Origin of the sequence: Pseudomonas japonica, from assembly GCF_900188455.1 — a bacterium.
GTDB classification, from domain to species: domain Bacteria; phylum Pseudomonadota; class Gammaproteobacteria; order Pseudomonadales; family Pseudomonadaceae; genus Aquipseudomonas; species Aquipseudomonas japonica.
The window spans coordinates 74920-89944 of sequence record NZ_FZOL01000005.1; the positions used below are offsets into that span (position 1 = coordinate 74920).

Annotated in this window: 12 protein-coding genes and 1 pseudogene; 4 read left to right on the plus strand and 9 right to left on the minus strand. The window is 66.2% G+C overall.

Translation table 11 applies throughout. From position 1 onward, the window contains the following. Nucleotides 1-10 precede the first annotated feature (10 nt). The 5 genes from CHB99_RS08140 to CHB99_RS08160 all read right to left on the minus strand — a co-directional run bounded on the left by CHB99_RS08140 (nucleotide 11) and on the right by CHB99_RS08160 (nucleotide 6865). Nucleotides 11-235: a hypothetical protein gene (locus CHB99_RS08140; protein ID WP_042120915.1), complete on the minus strand. Its 225-nt coding sequence runs from the start codon at nucleotides 233-235 to the stop codon at nucleotides 11-13. A gap of 306 nt (nucleotides 236-541) precedes the next feature. Then, nucleotides 542-1924 carry a heavy metal sensor histidine kinase gene (locus CHB99_RS08145; protein ID WP_042120914.1) on the minus strand — a complete coding sequence of 461 codons (1383 nt, stop codon included), beginning with the start codon at nucleotides 1922-1924 and terminating at the stop codon, nucleotides 542-544. Further along, nucleotides 1899-2573: a heavy metal response regulator transcription factor gene (locus CHB99_RS08150; RefSeq protein WP_042120913.1), complete on the minus strand. Its 675-nt coding sequence runs from the start codon at nucleotides 2571-2573 to the stop codon at nucleotides 1899-1901. The genes CHB99_RS08145 and CHB99_RS08150 overlap by 26 nt, the downstream gene beginning before the upstream one ends. 9 nt (nucleotides 2574-2582) lie before the next feature. After that, a complete protein-coding gene (locus CHB99_RS08155) occupies nucleotides 2583-5699 on the minus strand; it encodes a multidrug efflux RND transporter permease subunit (RefSeq protein WP_042120912.1) in 3117 nt (1038 codons plus the stop codon). Further along, the gene (locus tag CHB99_RS08160; protein WP_042120911.1) at nucleotides 5696-6865 is read right to left on the minus strand and encodes an efflux RND transporter periplasmic adaptor subunit; all 1170 of its coding nucleotides are present in this window, start codon (nucleotides 6863-6865) and stop codon (nucleotides 5696-5698) included. The genes CHB99_RS08155 and CHB99_RS08160 overlap by 4 nt, the downstream gene beginning before the upstream one ends. A 230-nt stretch (nucleotides 6866-7095) precedes the next feature. Here CHB99_RS08160 and CHB99_RS30545 point away from each other — a divergent pair. Together CHB99_RS30545 and CHB99_RS08165 are read left to right on the plus strand one after the other, a co-directional pair. Beyond that, nucleotides 7096-7377 (plus strand): annotated as a pseudogene (locus CHB99_RS30545) (PAS domain-containing protein); the annotation flags it as partial. Nucleotides 7378-7539: 162 nt separating this feature from the next. Beyond that, nucleotides 7540-8679 (plus strand): methyl-accepting chemotaxis protein, encoded by a 1140-nt coding sequence (locus CHB99_RS08165; protein WP_377698192.1) that lies wholly within the window; start codon nucleotides 7540-7542, stop codon nucleotides 8677-8679. 9 nt (nucleotides 8680-8688) lie between these two features. On the opposite strand, the gene CHB99_RS08170 is transcribed toward CHB99_RS08165, so the two are convergent. The 4 genes from CHB99_RS08170 to norR all read right to left on the minus strand — a co-directional run bounded on the left by CHB99_RS08170 (nucleotide 8689) and on the right by norR (nucleotide 12473). Next, entirely contained in the window at nucleotides 8689-9459 is a 771-nt protein-coding gene (locus tag CHB99_RS08170; RefSeq protein WP_042120909.1) for a YkgJ family cysteine cluster protein, read from the minus strand. Continuing rightward, nucleotides 9438-9740, minus strand: coding sequence for a hypothetical protein (locus CHB99_RS08175; protein WP_042120908.1), 303 nt, complete (start codon nucleotides 9738-9740; stop codon nucleotides 9438-9440). The genes CHB99_RS08170 and CHB99_RS08175 overlap by 22 nt, the downstream gene beginning before the upstream one ends. A gap of 198 nt (nucleotides 9741-9938) precedes the next feature. Further along, nucleotides 9939-10838, minus strand: a complete 900-nt coding sequence (locus CHB99_RS08180; protein WP_042120907.1) for a chemotaxis protein — start codon at nucleotides 10836-10838, stop codon at nucleotides 9939-9941. 87 nt (nucleotides 10839-10925) lie between these two features. Further along, nucleotides 10926-12473 carry a nitric oxide reductase transcriptional regulator NorR gene (norR, locus tag CHB99_RS08185; protein WP_042120906.1) on the minus strand — a complete coding sequence of 516 codons (1548 nt, stop codon included), beginning with the start codon at nucleotides 12471-12473 and terminating at the stop codon, nucleotides 10926-10928. Between the two features lie 160 nt (nucleotides 12474-12633). Between norR and hmpA the strand changes: the two genes are divergently transcribed. Both hmpA and CHB99_RS08195 read left to right on the plus strand, forming a co-directional pair. Continuing rightward, nucleotides 12634-13815, plus strand: coding sequence for an NO-inducible flavohemoprotein (hmpA, locus tag CHB99_RS08190; RefSeq protein WP_042120905.1), 1182 nt, complete (start codon nucleotides 12634-12636; stop codon nucleotides 13813-13815). Nucleotides 13816-14112: 297 nt separating this feature from the next. After that, nucleotides 14113-14619: a disulfide bond formation protein B gene (locus CHB99_RS08195; RefSeq protein ID WP_042120904.1), complete on the plus strand. Its 507-nt coding sequence runs from the start codon at nucleotides 14113-14115 to the stop codon at nucleotides 14617-14619. Nucleotides 14620-15025: the final 406 nt, after the last annotated feature.

Here is a 15025-nt window from a genome sequence, read left to right on the forward strand (position 1 = left end):
GTGCCGCTGATCAGCTGTCTTTGCTGTCACTCTGGCTTGCCTTGGATGCTGTCTGCTCCGAGCCTTTGGCGGCGTCTTGCGTTTGCTTGGCAAAGGCCTCGCGGGACTGTTCCATGGCCGCTTGATGGCGGCTGGTCTGGGCGACGAAGGCCTGGGACTCTTCGGCCATCGCCAGCGGCGAAAGCAGGATGGAGGACAGAACGAAAACGCTGGCAATACCCATGCTATTGGACATTTGGAACAACCTTCCTGCGGGGCAGGTATCTGTTTGGTGTGTCCAAATTAATCGTTAGCAAGCGAACGAAAAAGCCTGTTTTTCGAGATGGACTGTTGCAGGAAAGGCAACAGTCGCGCAAAGCCGCCGTTTAGAGCACTGCGGCCTGTAGGAGCGCGGCTTGTCGTGTGACGAACCACCGCGAAAGGACCGCGCAGCGGTCCCGGTTCCTGATCTACAGACAGGCCAATGGTCTTCTCCCGACTGCAAATCGGGAACCGGGACCGCTATGCGGTCCTTTCGCGGGCAAGCCGCGCTCCTACAGGGTCAGGCGGGCAGGAGAATGCCGAAGGTATTGGCGCCGGCCTGGCTGCGCACGAATACGCTGCCACCGTGCATCACCGCAATCGCCTTGACGATGGCCAGGCCCAGGCCATGGTTGCTGCCACCGCTGTTGCTGCGCGCGGCGTCGACCCGGTAGAAACGCTCGAACAACCGCGCCAGGTGCTCGTCGGCGATGGCCGGGCCGGGGTTGCTGACGGCGATGCGGATCTGCCCGTCCTGGCTGTCGATGCCGATGTGGATGACCTGCTGCGGAGCGGTGTGCTGCACCGCGTTGTTGATCAGGTTGATCAGGGCCCGGCGCAGGTGGGCCTTTTCGATGCGGGCCTGGGCATCGCCGCTGACTTCGACCCGCACCTGGGCGTCTTCGAGGATGTAGTCGAGGTAGTCGAGGGTGGTCGCCACTTCCTCGGCCAGCGAGGTGCTGATCAGCGCCGTGGCCTTGCTGCCCTGGTCGGCGCTGGCGAGGAAGAGCATGTCGTTGACGATGCTGCGCAGGCGTTCCAGCTCCTCCAGGTTCGACTGCAGGACTTCGAAGTAGTGTTCGGCGCTGCGTCCGCGGGTCAGGGCGACCTGGGTCTGGCCGATCAGGTTGGTCAGCGGCGAACGCAGTTCGTGGGCCACGTCGGCGTTGAACGCTTCCAGCCGTGTGTAGGCCTGGTCGACGCGCTCCAGGGTGGCGTTGAAGGCCTGGGCGAACTGTTCCAGTTCCGGCGGCAGCGCCGATACCCGCAGACGCCCGCTGAGGCGCGGCGGCGCCAGTTGCTGGGCTTCGGCGGAGAGCTGGCGCAACGGCCGCAGGCCGATCCGCGCCACCCAGTAGCCCAGCACCGAGGCCAGCAGCACGCCGACCACCGCCAGGCTGACCAGGGCGACCAGCAGGGTGCGCTGGGTATTCCAGAAGGTGTCGGTGTCGATGCCGATGAGAAAGCGCAGCGGCGGGCGTTCTTCCAGGGCCGGCAGTTCGCTGAGCATGATCTTGAACGGGTAGGGGCTGTCCGCCAGGTACACGTCGCGCATGCCCGGCCGGCCTTCGGCGAGGTGACGGATCAGCGCGTCGGGATGGCCGTATTCGTAACGGCTGTCGCCGCTCACCACCCAGAAACGGATGCGTCGGTCTTCCTCGCCGAGCAGGTCGAGCTTGCGGGTGATCTTGCCCCAGTGCTCCTGGTTGCCGAAGCGCATCAGCGACGACTCCAGCACGCTGTAGCGCGCCTCCAGTTCGGCCGAGGGCAGCAGGTCGAGGCTGCGGTCGACCTGCTTGTACAGGGCCCAGCCGATCAGCAGGAACACCAGCAGCGCGACCCCGGTGAACAGGGCGCTGAGGCGCAGGGCCAGGGAGTTAGTGCGCACGGCTTTCCAGGACATAGCCCATACCCCGGATGGTGTGCAGCAGCTTGCTTTCGAACGGCCCGTCGAGCTTGGCGCGCAGGCGCTTGATCGCGACTTCGACGACATTCGCGTCGCTGTCGAAATTGATATCCCAGACCAGCTCGGCGATGGCGGTCTTGGACAGGATCTCGCCCTGGCGCCGGGCCAGCACGCTGAGCAGGGAGAACTCCTTGGCGGTCAGGTCGAGGCGCTGGCCGGCGCGGCTGGCCTTGCGGCTGATCAGGTCGACCCAGAGGTCGGCGACCTGGATCTGCACCGGCTCGTGGCCACCGCTGCGGCGGGTCAGGGCCTGCAGGCGGGCAACCAGTTCGAGGAAGGAGAACGGCTTGCCGAGGTAGTCGTCGGCGCCCTCGCGCAGGCCGTGGATGCGGTCTTCGACGCGCTCGCGGGCGGTGAGCATGATCACCGGGGTCTGCTTGCGCGCGCGCAGGGCGCGCAGCACGCCGTAGCCGTCGAGACCGGGGAGCATGACGTCGAGGACGATCACCGAGTAGTCGCCCTCCAGGGCCAGGTGCAGGCCCTCGATGCCGTCCCGCGCCAGGTCCACGGTGAAGCCCTGTTCGGTCAGGCCGCGGTGCAGGTAGTCGGCGGTCTTTTCTTCGTCTTCGATAATCAGCACGCGCATGGTCGGCTCTCAGTTCTCTATTGGCCGGGGCGCCGGGGCAGCGCGCTGGCGCCGGTGGAACAGGCGCTCCAGGGCCAAGTATATGACCGGGGTGGTGAACAGTGTCAGGGCTTGGCTGACCAGCAGCCCGCCGACCACGGCGATGCCCAGTGGCTGGCGCAGTTCGGCGCCGGCCCCGGCACCGAGCATCAGCGGCACGGCGCCGAGCAGGGCGGCGAGGGTGGTCATGATGATCGGCCGGAAGCGGGTCAGGCAGGCCTGGTGGATCGCTTCTTCCGGGGTCATGCCCTGGTTGCGCTGGGCATCGAGGGCGAAGTCGATGAGCAGGATGCCGTTCTTCTTGACGATGCCGATCAGCAGCACCACGCCGATCAGGCCCATGATGGTGAAATCCTCGCCCCACGCCCAGAGCAGGGCCAGGGCGCCGAGGCCGGCCGGGGGCAGGGTGGAGATGATGGTCAGCGGGTGGACGAAGCTCTCGTAGAGCACGCCGAGGATGATGTACACCGCCACCAGCGCGGCGAGGATCAGCCACGGCTGGCTCGACAGCGAACTCTGGAAGGCCTGCGCCGCGCCCTGGAAGGTGCCGCTGATGGAGGCCGGCATGCCCAGTTCGCGCTGGGTCCGTTCGAGGATGTTCACCGCGTCGCCGAGGGCCACGCCGGGGGCCAGGTTGAACGACAGGTTGGCGGCGGGGAACAGACCGTCGTGGGCGATGGACAGCGGTCCGGTGCTCGGTGCCTCGACCCTGGCCACCGCGGCCAGCGGGACCATTTCACCGCTCAGCGGCGAGCGCAGGTAGAAGTAGTCCAGGCTCTCCGCCCGCCCACGTTGGCGCGCGTCCAGTTCGAGAATCACCTTGTACTGGTTGGTTTCGGTCTGGAATTCGCTGATCTGGCGCTGGCCGAAGGCGTCGTAGAGCGCCTGGTCGACATCGCTGGTGGTCAGGCCGAAGCGCGCCGCGGCCTGGCGGTCGATCTCGATGCGGGTGACGCTGGCCCCCAGTTGCAGGTCGTTGGACAGGTCGCGGAACGCCGGGTTGGCCTTGAGCCGTTCGGTCAGGCGCTCGGTCCACAGGTTCAGCGCCGGGCCGTCGTTGCTCTTGAGCACGTACTGGTACTGGCTGCGGCTCGGTCCGGAACTGAGGTTGATGTCCTGCCCCGCGCGCAGGTAGAGGACCACGCCGGGGACCTTGGCCAGTTTCGGGCGCAGGCGGTCGATGAACGCGCTGGCGGACACGTCACGTTCGCCGCGGTCCTTGAGCGAGATCCAGAAGCGCCCGTTGGCGATGGTCTGGTTGCTGCCGGTGACCCCCACCGCGTGGGAGAAGGCACGCACCGCCGGGTCGGCGCCGATGATCGCGGCCAGGGCCTGGTGCTTGGCGATCATGTCCGGGTAGGACACGTCCGCCGCCGCCTCGCTGGTGCCGAGGACGAAACCGGTGTCCTGCACCGGGAAGAAGCCCTTGGGAATCAGCACGTAGCCGACCACCGCCAGCGCGGTACTGAGGAAGAACACCCCGAGCATCAGGCGCTGGTGGGCCAGGGCCTTGTCCAGGGCACGCTCATACCCGCCGAGCAGGCGCTCGCCGAAGCCGGGCTTTTTCGCTTTGTCGTGGGCCGGGGCGTTCATGAACAGGGCGCACAGGGTCGGCGCCAGGGTCAGCGAAACCAGCACGGAAATCAGGATGGTCGAGGTGGCGGTCAGGGCGAATTCCTTGAACAGCCGACCGACCACACCGCCCATGAACAGCAGGGGGATGAACGCCGCGACCAGGGAGAAACTGATCGAGACCACGGTGAAGCCGATTTCCCGCGCGCCTTTCATCGCGGCCTCGCGACGGCTGTCACCGGCTTCCAGGTGACGGTGGATGTTCTCCACCACGACGATGGCATCGTCGACCACGAAGCCCACGGCGATGACGATGGCCACCAGGGTCAGGTTGTTCAGGCTGAAACCGAACAGGTACATCAGGGCGAAACTGGCCACCAGCGACACGCCGAGCACCGCCGAGACGATCAGGGTCGCCGACAGCTGGCGGAGGAACAGCGCCATCACCGCGATCACCAGCAGCACGGCGATGGCCAGGGTCAGTTCCACTTCGTGCAGCGAGGCGCGGATGGTCTGGGTGCGGTCCTGCAGCACCGAGACCTCGACCGTGGCCGGGAGCATCTCCTGCAGGCGCGGCAGCTCGGCGTTGACCCGGTCCACGGTGTCGACGATGTTCGCCCCGGGCTGGCGGAACACCACCAGGTTGAGGCCCTGCTGGTCGCCGGACCAGGCCTTGACGTAGGCGTTCTCCGCGCCGCTGATCACCTTGGCCACGTCCTTGAGCTGCACCGGCGCGCCGTCGCGGTAGGAGACGATCAACTGCGCGTATTGCTCGGGATGGAACAGCTGGTCGTTGGTGGCCAGGGTCGACACGCTGCTGTTGCCGTACAGCGCGCCCTTGGCCAGGTTGAGACTGGTCTGCTGGATCGCCAGGCGCAGGTCGGCGAGGGTCAGGCCGAGGGCGGCGAGCCTGTCCGGCTGCGCCTGGACGCGGATCGCCGGGCGCTGCTGACCGGTGATGTTGACCAGGCCGACCCCGTCGATCTGGCTCAGTTGCCGGGCCAGGAGGGTTTCCGCGTAGTCGCTGAGTTCGTTGGCCGGCATGTGCTCGGAGCTGACGCTGAGGATCAGCACCGGGCTGTCGGCCGGGTTGACCTTGCGCCAGGTCGGGGGGCTGGGCATGTCCTGGGGCAGGCGCGCGGTGGCGGTGTTGATCGCCGCCTGGACTTCCTGGGCGGCGGTGTCGATGTTCTTGTCGAGGGTGAACTGCAGGACCAGGTTGGTGGAGCCCAGGGCGCTGCTGGAGGTCATCTGGGTCATGCCGGGGATGGCGCTGAACTGCACCTCCAGCGGGGTCGCCACCGACGAGGCCATGGTTTCCGGGCTGGCGCCGGGCAACTGGGCGGTGACCTGGATGGTCGGGAAGTCCGCCTCCGGCAGCGCCGCCACCGGCAGGCGCGGGAAGGCGACCACGCCGAGCAGGACCAGGGCGAAGGTCAGCAGCAGGGTGGCGACGGGACGATCGATGCACCAGCCGAACAGACCGCGACGGCCAGCGGGCAGGGCGGCGTTCATGGCTGCGTGCTCGCGGCGATGTCGTCGACGGTGGCGGGGGGCGTGTCGAGGACTTCAACCCTGGCCCCCGGCTTGAGCCGCGACTGACCGTCGGCCACCAGGCGGTCGGTGGCTTCGACACCGCTGATCACGTTCACCTTGCTGTCCTGGTAGAGCACCTTGACCGGCACCGCCTCGGCCTTGTCGTCCTTGACGCGGTAGACGAAGTGCTGGTCGACGCCCTGGCGCACCACGCCGGGCGGCACCACCAGGGCATTGCGCTCGACGCCGGTCTGCACCCGCAGGGTCACCAGTTGCCCGGGCCACAGGCGCGCATCCGGATTGGCGAAGGTCGCCTTGGCGCGCAGGGTGCCGGTGCCGGCGGCGATCTGGTTGTCGATCAGGCTCAGGCGCCCCTCGCCGAGCAGCTTGCCGCCGCTGTCGCCGTCGCCTTCCAGATAGGCCTGGATCGGCGCCGGCTCGTTGCTGGCGGTGAGTTGCTGCAGGGTCGGCAGCCATTGCTGCGGCACCGAGAAGTCCACGTTGATCGGATCGAGCCGGGTCACGCTGAACAGGCCCTGGGTGTCGCTGGTGCGCACCAGGTTGCCCTCGTCGACATTGCGGATGCCGACCCGGCCGCTGACCGGCGAGAGGATCCGCGTATAGGAAAGCTGCACCTCGGCGGCGGCGATGTTGGCCTGGTTGCCCAGCAGCGTGGCCTTGAGCTGGTCGACCAGGGCCTGCTGCTGGTCGAGGGTCTGCCGCGAGATGCCGTTGTCTTCGCTGAGCAGGCGATAACGCTTGAGGTCGGTCTGCGCCACCTGCAACTGCGCCTGGCTTTGCCCGAGCTGGGCGCGGGCCTGGTCGAGACTGGCGCGGATGGCGCGGTCGTCGAGGGTCGCCAGCAGGTCGCCCTGCTGGACGGTCTGCCCTTCCCGCACGGCAATGCGCGTCAGCACGCCTTCGACCTGCGGCCGGATCACCACGCTGTGCAGGGATTGCACTGTACCGATGGCGCTGAGAAAGCGCGGCACGTCCTCGCGCTGCACGCTGATCACGCTGACCGGCACGGCACTTGGCTGAAGGGGGCGGGCGGCTTGCGGGCGCTGGCCGACGAACCAGGCGGCGGCGCCCAGAAGGACAATGGCGAGCAGGACAAGCAGCGTTCGGGGGCTGGAGATTCGCATGCGTCAGGATGGCCGGGCGGAAGTGGCGGACAGGGCTTGTACCCTTATATAGGAGCGACACGGTCAGCAGCGTGACCGCTACCTGTCACGGCTGTCAGTTGCCTTTAGCACTGGATGAGTAGTGCTGGCAATAGGCCTTTATGCTGCTCTGGGTCAAGGTTCCGGCAAGGGGGCAAACGTAGTATTTCCGCCCTGCTTTATACCCCCATCCGAACGACGAGCGCCTCTCGATGAAGAGCAATCTGCCTGTGACCGGTCGAAATGTGGATTACCCCGTGGATGCAAACATCCTCTCCACCACGGATCTGACGAGTGCCATTACCTACGCCAACGACGAGTTCATCCGGATCAGCGGATTTACCCGCGATGAACTGATTGGCAGCGCGCACCATATCGTGCGCCACCCGGACATGCCGGCGGAGGCTTTCGAGCACATGTGGCAGACCCTGAAGAAGGGGCGCTCGTGGATGGGGCTGGTGAAGAACCGCTGCAAGAACGGCGACCATTACTGGGTCAGCGCCTTCGTCTCGCCGATCACCAGTCACGGCCAGACCGTGGAATATCAATCGGTACGGACCAAGCCGACGCGCGCCCAGGTCGAGGCCGCGGAGCGTCACTACGCCGACCTGCGCAAAGGTGAGCGCAGCCTGCGCGAGCGGCTGCCGACGCTGAGCATGGGCGCGCGCCTGAGTCTCGGGCTGGGTGGGCTGCTCGCCGTGGTGCTCGGTGGCAGCCGCCTGCTGCTGCCCGAGCTGCCGTATCAGGGGGTACTGGAGTGGCTGGTGTTCGCCGGCCTCGGTGCGTTGCTGATCCGTCATGCCCTGAACCCGCTGGAGCAGTTGCGCAAGCGTGCCCACACGATCGCCGACAACCCGTTGAGCCAGCACCTGTACACCGGCCGGCGGGATGCCGTCGGGCAGATCGAGTTCGCCCTGCAGATGCTCGAAGCGCAGATCGGCGCGGTGGTCGGGCGCATCGGCGACACCTCCAGGCGCCTGGCCGGGCATACCGCCGATCTCGCCAGCCATCTGCAGCACAGCCACACCACCACGGTGGGGCAGCAGGGCGATGCCGACCAGGTCGCCGAAGCCATTCACCGCATGGCGGCGCGGGTCGCCGAAGTGGCGGACAGCGCGCAACAGGCCTCGAAGGCGGCGGACCAGGCGGAAGGCGAGACCCAGGTCGGTCATCAACTGGTGGACCAGAGCCGCAGCACCATCCTGCAACTGGCCAATGCCCTGGCCGAAGCCACTGAAGTGGTGCACACCCTGGAAAACCACAGCGAGGAAATCTCCGGGGTGCTGGAAGTTATCCACAGCATCGCCGAGCAGACCAATCTGCTGGCCCTGAATGCCGCGATCGAAGCGGCGCGTGCTGGCGATCATGGGCGTGGCTTCGCGGTGGTGGCCGACGAGGTGCGCGGGCTGGCCCAGCGTACCGCGCAGTCCACCGGTGAGATCCAGCGCATGATCACGGTGTTGCAGAGCGGCGCGCGGGATGCGGTGGTGGCGATGCAGCAGAGCAGCAGTCATGCCGGGCAGAGTGTCGAACAGGCGCAGCATGCGACCCAGGCGCTGCATGGCATCAGCCAGCGGGTCAACCAGATCAGCGAGATGAGCATGCAGATCGCCGCGGCGGTGGAACAGCAGAGCCTGGTCAGCGAAGACATCAACCGCAATATCATCAGCATCCGCGAGGCCAGCGAGCAGAGCGTCAGCGCCGGCCAGCGCGGTCATTCCACCGCCAGCGATGTCGCCGGCCTGGCCGAAGACCTGCGTCGCCTGGCCGAGGAGTTCTGGTGCCGGCGCCAATAGCGCGCCGGATCAGAAGCCGATGAAACTGTAGTGCCCGGCGCTCGTGCCGGTGATCCTGGCCCCTGCGGAGTCCAGTTTTCCGGCGAGGTCGCCATCCTCCACATGCACAACCCAGGCGGCGAGTGCCGCATGCCGGTCGCTGGCCGTCGCCAGCATGGCCTGGCGCAGCGCCATGGTGTCCGGCAGATAAGCGGTGAAGCCGTTGCCTTTCAGGGCGCTGGTGTCGATGCCCAGGCGCTGGCAGATCAGCGCCTTGTCGCGGATATCGTCGCGGTCGGCCTGGCGTGAGCGTTCGATCATTTCCATCAGTTGCGGATCGACCACGCGCTCGCGATGGATCAGCGCCTCGCCGCTGTCCCAGGCCTCCGGCGGACAGTCCTTGGCTTCGGGACGCAGCGGAATGTGCGGATTGATCTCCATCGGATAGATGCGGCAGACCAGCGGTCGACGCTCGTAGATCAGGCAGCGCAGATCGGCGTCGAGGTTGCGGCAGGGGCCGGGGTTGAAGGCGGCGAAGGTGATGGCGACGAAGATCTCCGTGGTCCCGCAGGGCACCGCGCAGGAACGCCGGCGGGCATGCTCGTGTTGCGCGGCGGGCAGGCCCAGGCCGTTGTCGAGAAACGCTTCTACCAGGACGATGACCTGGCCACCGTCGTCGACCCACTGCCGGGCTTCGTCCAGGGTCAGCGGGACATGGTGGCCGTTGCAGCATTTGCCGCAGCCGGTGCAGTTGAAGTGAAGCGTCTCGGCGGTGCTGTTCACGGCGTGCCCGGGGTCCATTCAGTGACGTAGGCGGTCTTCTGCCGGCGGTCGTAGAGGCACAGCTCGGTGCCCTCGAGGTTGTTCATGTGCTTTTGCGGGTAGCGGCCTTGCAGGAGCAGGGCCGAGTAACCGCTGCGGTCGTCGAACTCGGCGCTTGTGCCCAGGGCGCGCACGTCCTTGAGCTGGCTGGCGTGGGTGCAGGCCTTGAGCAGGTGCTTGTCGTGCTCGGCCCAGGCCTGGTCGCTGGAGGCGTGGGCGAGAGGGCAGAGCAGGAGCAGGGCGAGGATGGGCGTTTTCATGGGGAAGTGGCTCCTGCGGAATGAGGGCTGATTATGCCTGACGATGCACCGCGCATCTCTTTTGTAGGAGCTGGCTTGCCTGCGAAGGACCGCGCAGCGGTCCCAGATAGCAGTGAGGTCTGGGACCGCTGGCGCGGTCCTTCGCGGTGGTTCGTCACACGACGAGCCACGCTCCTACGAGGTAGGGCACGCCGGTAGTCAGCGTTCGGTGAAGGCCACGGTCCGCGCCGCAACGATCAGGCAGTCGGTCAATTCCGGCGAAGAGAACTTGGTCAGCACCGCGTTCGCCCCCGCCGCCTTGGCTTTCTCGCTGTTCATCGCACTGTCCAGCGAGGTGTGCAGCAGCACGTACAGATGCTGGAAGTCCGGGCTCTCGCGCAGGCTGCGGGTGAAGGCATAGCCGTCCATCTCCGACATCTCGATGTCCGAGACCACCACGTCGATTTCCTGAGCGGTGCCCTGCAAGTCCAGGAGCACGGCGATGGCGTCCTTGGCGCTGCGCGCGGTATGGCATTCCAGGCCGAGCCCGCGCAGGGTGTAGATCGACTGCTGCAAGGCAACCTGACTGTCATCCACCACCAGTATGTTGGTCGCAGCCAGTACCGCCGCGTCCTCTTCGCTGAGCTGCGCCGGAGCATCGTGATGCTGGGCCGGGGTGATGGTGTGGATGACCTTCTCGATGTCCAGCACCTGCACCAGGGCGTCGTCGATACGGGTCACGCCGGTGATGAACGACTTTTCCCCCGAGCCGTAGGGCGGCGGACGGATATCGGTGCTCTTGCAATGCACGATGCGGCTCACCGCCTGGACATGCAGGCCCTGCTTGGAGCGGCTGATATCGGTGACGATCAGGCAGCCACCGTTGGGGTCGGCCAGCGGCCGCTCGCCAATGGCGCGGGACAGGTCGATCACCGGCAGCGGGTTGCCGCGCAGGGTCGCCACGCCTTTGACGTGAGGGTGAGCCTCGGGCAGACGGGTCAGGGGCGGGCAGGGAATGATCTCGCTGACCTTGAGCAGGTTGATCGCCATCAGCTTGCCGCTGCGCAGGGTGAACAGCAGCAGCGACAGCGAGTCCGCGCGAGCTTTTTGCGAGAACATAGAGACCTTCGTGGCAGTGAGTGATGAATTCCAGTGCTTGTCCCGGGTTATCGACCCGAGCGCGCAACGCTTTAGCCTATCAGCAAATCAGCGCAGGCCAAGCCGGCGTGCCAGACGCGCGAGGTTGGCGCGGTCCAGGCCGAGTTCGCGCGCGGCACTGGCCCAGTTGTGCTGATGCCGGTCGAGGCACTCGCCGATCAGTTGCCGCTGGTACTGGTCGAGCGCCTGGCGCAGGTCGCCGTGGGCTGGCGGCGCGGCTGCGCTGCTGGTCGCGGTCGGTGCCTGGGGGGCGGCGCCCGGCAGGTCCAGGTCGTGGCTGTCGAGGGTGAGGATCCGCGGCCGATCCTGGTGCTGGCCGAGGGCCTTGAGCGCCGAGCGACCGATCAGGTGTTCCAGTTCGCGCACGTTGCCCGGCCAGTCGTAGGCCAGCAGCGCGGCCTGGGCCTCGGGGCTCAGGCGCAGGCTGTTGAGGCCCATGCGCGAGCGGTTCTGCTCAAGGAAGTAGCCGGCCAGCAGCAGCACGTCGCGGCCGCGTTCGCGTAGGGCCGGCACCGGCAGCGGGTAGACGCTGAGGCGGTGATAGAAGTCGGCGCGATAACGCCCGGCGCGGACTTCCTCGGCCAGGTCGCGGTTGGTGGCGGCGATCAGGCGCACGTCGACGCGGTGTTCCTGATCCGAACCGAGACGCTGCAACTGCCCGCTCTGCAGGACCCGCAGCAGCTTGGCCTGGACCACCAGGGACAGCTCGCCCACCTCGTCGAGGAACAGCGTGCCGCCATTGGCCAGCTCGAACTTGCCGCGCCGCTCGCCCACCGCGCCGGTGAAGGCGCCGCGCACATGGCCGAACAGCTCGCTTTCCACCAGGGTGTCGGGCAGGGCGGCGCAGTTGAGGCTGATCAGCGGCTTGTCGGCGCGCGCCGAGGCCTGGTGGATGGCCTGGGCCACCAGCTCCTTGCCGACCCCGGTTTCCCCGGTGATCAGTACGGTCAGGTCGCTGCCGCCGACCAGGCGGGTCTCTTCCAGCAGGCGCTTGTGCGGCTTGCTCTGGCCGATCAGTTCGCGGACCTGCTGGCCGCTGGCCTGACGATAGACCTCGGCGCGCTGGTGTTCGTCCTCGGCGCGCAGGGCCAGGCGCTCGATGCGCCGGGCGACGTTGACCGTGGCCGCGGCGAGGCTGGCGAAGGCCTGCAGGGCATCCAGCTCGACCTGCTGGAAGCTTTCCGGCGACAGCGCATCGAGGGTGATCAGGCCCCACGGACGCTCGTCGACGAACAACGGGCAGCCCATGCAGTCGTGGACTTCCAGATGCTGGTGCAGACCTTCGACCAGGCCGTCGTAGGGATCGGGCAGATCGCTGTCGCTGGCGAAGCGGGTCGGGCCGCTGCGGCTGAGCAGGGCGGCGAAGCGCGGGTGTTCGCTGACCCGGAAGCGCCGGCCGAGGGTGTCGGGACTCAACCCGTCCACCGCCAGCGGCACCAGCCACTCGTCATCCAGGCGCAGCAGGGCGGCGGCATCGCACGGCAGCAGGGCGCGCATGGCTTCGAGCAGGCGGCGATAGCGCTCGCGTTCGGGCAGGTCGCGGGACAGGTCGCTGACCAGGGGCAGCAGGGCGGTGAGCAGGGGCTTTGCTGTCATAATGACTCCTTCGGGTCCTTATGACTCTAACAGCTTCCGGGTCAATTTGACTCTAATGGTCTTCAAGGCACTGATTTCATTGGTATTAAAGGTTGGCACACTTCCTGAAATGTAGGGTTTCAGTGTTTAACCAGAAGCCGACAGGCTCAGGAGTCGTTTCATGTTGACCGCCGAAGACCGTGCAATCATCAAGGCCACCGTTCCGCTGCTGGAAAGCGGTGGTGAAGCCCTGACCACGCATTTCTACAAGATGATGCTCAGCGAGTACCCCGAGGTTCGTCCGCTGTTCAACCAGGCGCACCAGGCCAGCGGCGACCAGCCGCGTGCCCTGGCCAACGGCGTGCTGATGTACGCCCGGCATATCGACCAGCTGGAGCAACTGGGTGGCCTGGTCGGGCAGATCGTCAACAAGCATGTGGCCTTGCAGATCCTTCCGGAGCATTACCCGATCGTCGGTAGCTGCCTGCTGCGCGCCATCGAGGAAGTGCTCGGCAGCGACATCGCCACCCCCGAGGTACTGAAAGCCTGGGGCGCGGCCTATCAGCAGCTGGCCGATATCCTCATCGGTGCCGAGGAGGGCATGTACCAGGAGAAGGAGCAGGCCGCGGGTGGCTGGCGCGGTGCGCGGGCCTTCCGTCTGGTGGAGCGGGTCGAGGAGAGCGCCGAGATCGTCTCCTTCTATTTCGCCCCGGTGGACGGCAAGCCGGTGCTGGTGGCCGAACCGGGTCAGTACATCGGTCTGCAACTGCTGATCGATGGCGTCGAGCAGCGTCGCAACTATTCGCTGTCGACCCTGGGTGATGGTCGCCTGTACCGCATCAGCGTCAAGCGCGAGGCCGAGGGCAAGGTTTCCAACTACCTTCATGACCAGCTCAAGGTCGGCGACAGCCTCAACCTGTTCCCGCCGGCGGGCGACTTCACCCTGGGCGCGAGCGACAAGCCGCTGGTGCTGATCAGCGGCGGCGTCGGTATCACCCCGACCCTGGCGATGCTGGAGGCGGCGCTGGACAGCGGGCGGCAGATCCACTTCATCCACTGCGCGCGCAACGGCGCGGTGCATGCCTTCCGCGAGCATGTGGATGCCCTGGCGGCGCGCAACCCGCAACTCAAGCGCTTCTATTGCTATGACGTGGACGATGGCACGAGCCTGCCGGGGGATGCCCTGGGGCAACTGAGCCAGGACCAGCTGGACCAGTGGCTGCCGCAGGAGCGTGACCTGGATGCCTACTTCCTTGGACCGAAGGGCTTCATGGCCGCGATCAAGCGCCATCTGAAAGCGCTGCGGGTGCCGGAAGGGCAGAGCCGCTACGAGTTCTTCGGGCCGGCTGCGGCGCTGGAGTAACCCTTGAAGGCCGGGGCCGCTTTGCGGCCCTTCGCGAGCAAGCTCGCTCCCACAATGATTTGTGCAAGCCTTTGTGGGAGCGAGCTTGCTCGCGAAGGACCGCGAAGCGGTCCCGATTCACCGCACCATTAATCCTCCTTTAATCGCCCCCGCCTTCACTCTTACCCGCGCCTGCCCCTTTTCACGCGGACTTCACTTGTGTTTCATGGTCTGCCTGTAGACTTTCCGCCGGCGCACGGTCATCTTGTGCGCCCCGCGAATTTCGCGCGGCCGAACCACTGAGTGAAGGGAATGCCAATGAACGAGCAATCGCAGCGCCTGAATCGCGAACGGCGCTTCCTGGTCCTTTTGGGTGTCATCTGCCTGGCGCTGATCGGTGGCGCCCTGTACATGCAGATCGTCCTCGGCGAGGCGCCTTGCCCGCTGTGCATCCTGCAACGCTACGCGCTGCTGCTGATCGCCGTGTTCGCCTTCATCGGCGCGGCCATGCCCGGCAAGCGCAGCCTGACCCTGTTCGAAGTGCTGGTGGTGCTCAGCGCCCTCGGTGGCGTCGCCGCCGCCGGCAACCATGTGTACATCCTCGCCAACCCGGCGGTCAGCTGCGGCATCGATACCCTGCAACCGATCGTCGACGGACTGCCGCTGGCCTCGATCCTGCCGCTGGTGTTCCAGGTCGACGGCTTCTGCTCCACGCCATACCCACCTGTATTGGGACTTTCCCTTGCACAATGGGCACTTGTGGCATTCGTCCTGACCGCGATCCTGGTGCCGTTGGGCATCTGGCGCAACCGTCGTCGGGGTTAGACAAAAGTCATGTTTTGACGCAAGCCCCTTGTGCTGCGAGATTTCCCACAGCGCGCACAGGGCGATTGACTTGCGTCAACCCGCAGCCCTTGTGGTACGGGCGTTTCAGAGCTATTGGAACGGGTGCGACAAACTGTCGCGAAACTGATTTTTTACCTTGGATTATTACACTTCCTGTAAAAGACTGTTGCTCAATAAGTCATAGTCAAGGGGGGGCGACCTATCTACAATCGCCCCCAATTTCCGTTCGGCACTGCTTGCTAAGTCGCAGTTTCAAAGGCCCCGAGGCCTTTTTCGCTGACTTCGACGAGCATCGCCCACGGCGATGCCGGGCTGACTCCCCTCCGTGATTTTCCGCACCAAATGGACTTGGTCTGAAATACAGGCCTGTTGCCCACGAAGTCAG

Bases quoted from the DNA above. Each gene is read 5' to 3' on its own strand.
- CHB99_RS08140 (WP_042120915.1), bottom strand. From the start codon at position 235: ATGTCCAATAGCATGGGTATTGCCAGCGTTTTCGTTCTGTCCTCCATC.
- CHB99_RS08145 (WP_042120914.1), bottom strand. From the start codon at position 1,924: ATGTCCTGGAAAGCCGTGCGCACTAACTCCCTGGCCCTGCGCCTCAGC.
- CHB99_RS08150 (WP_042120913.1), bottom strand. From the start codon at position 2,573: ATGCGCGTGCTGATTATCGAAGACGAAGAAAAGACCGCCGACTACCTG.
- CHB99_RS08155 (WP_042120912.1), bottom strand. From the start codon at position 5,699: ATGAACGCCGCCCTGCCCGCTGGCCGTCGCGGTCTGTTCGGCTGGTGC.
- CHB99_RS08160 (WP_042120911.1), bottom strand. From the start codon at position 6,865: ATGCGAATCTCCAGCCCCCGAACGCTGCTTGTCCTGCTCGCCATTGTC.
- CHB99_RS08165 (WP_377698192.1), top strand. From the start codon at position 7,540: ATGGGCGCGCGCCTGAGTCTCGGGCTGGGTGGGCTGCTCGCCGTGGTG.
- CHB99_RS08170 (WP_042120909.1), bottom strand. From the start codon at position 9,459: ATGGACCCCGGGCACGCCGTGAACAGCACCGCCGAGACGCTTCACTTC.
- CHB99_RS08175 (WP_042120908.1), bottom strand. From the start codon at position 9,740: ATGAAAACGCCCATCCTCGCCCTGCTCCTGCTCTGCCCTCTCGCCCAC.
- CHB99_RS08180 (WP_042120907.1), bottom strand. From the start codon at position 10,838: ATGTTCTCGCAAAAAGCTCGCGCGGACTCGCTGTCGCTGCTGCTGTTC.
- norR (WP_042120906.1), bottom strand. From the start codon at position 12,473: ATGACAGCAAAGCCCCTGCTCACCGCCCTGCTGCCCCTGGTCAGCGAC.
- hmpA (WP_042120905.1), top strand. From the start codon at position 12,634: ATGTTGACCGCCGAAGACCGTGCAATCATCAAGGCCACCGTTCCGCTG.
- CHB99_RS08195 (WP_042120904.1), top strand. From the start codon at position 14,113: ATGAACGAGCAATCGCAGCGCCTGAATCGCGAACGGCGCTTCCTGGTC.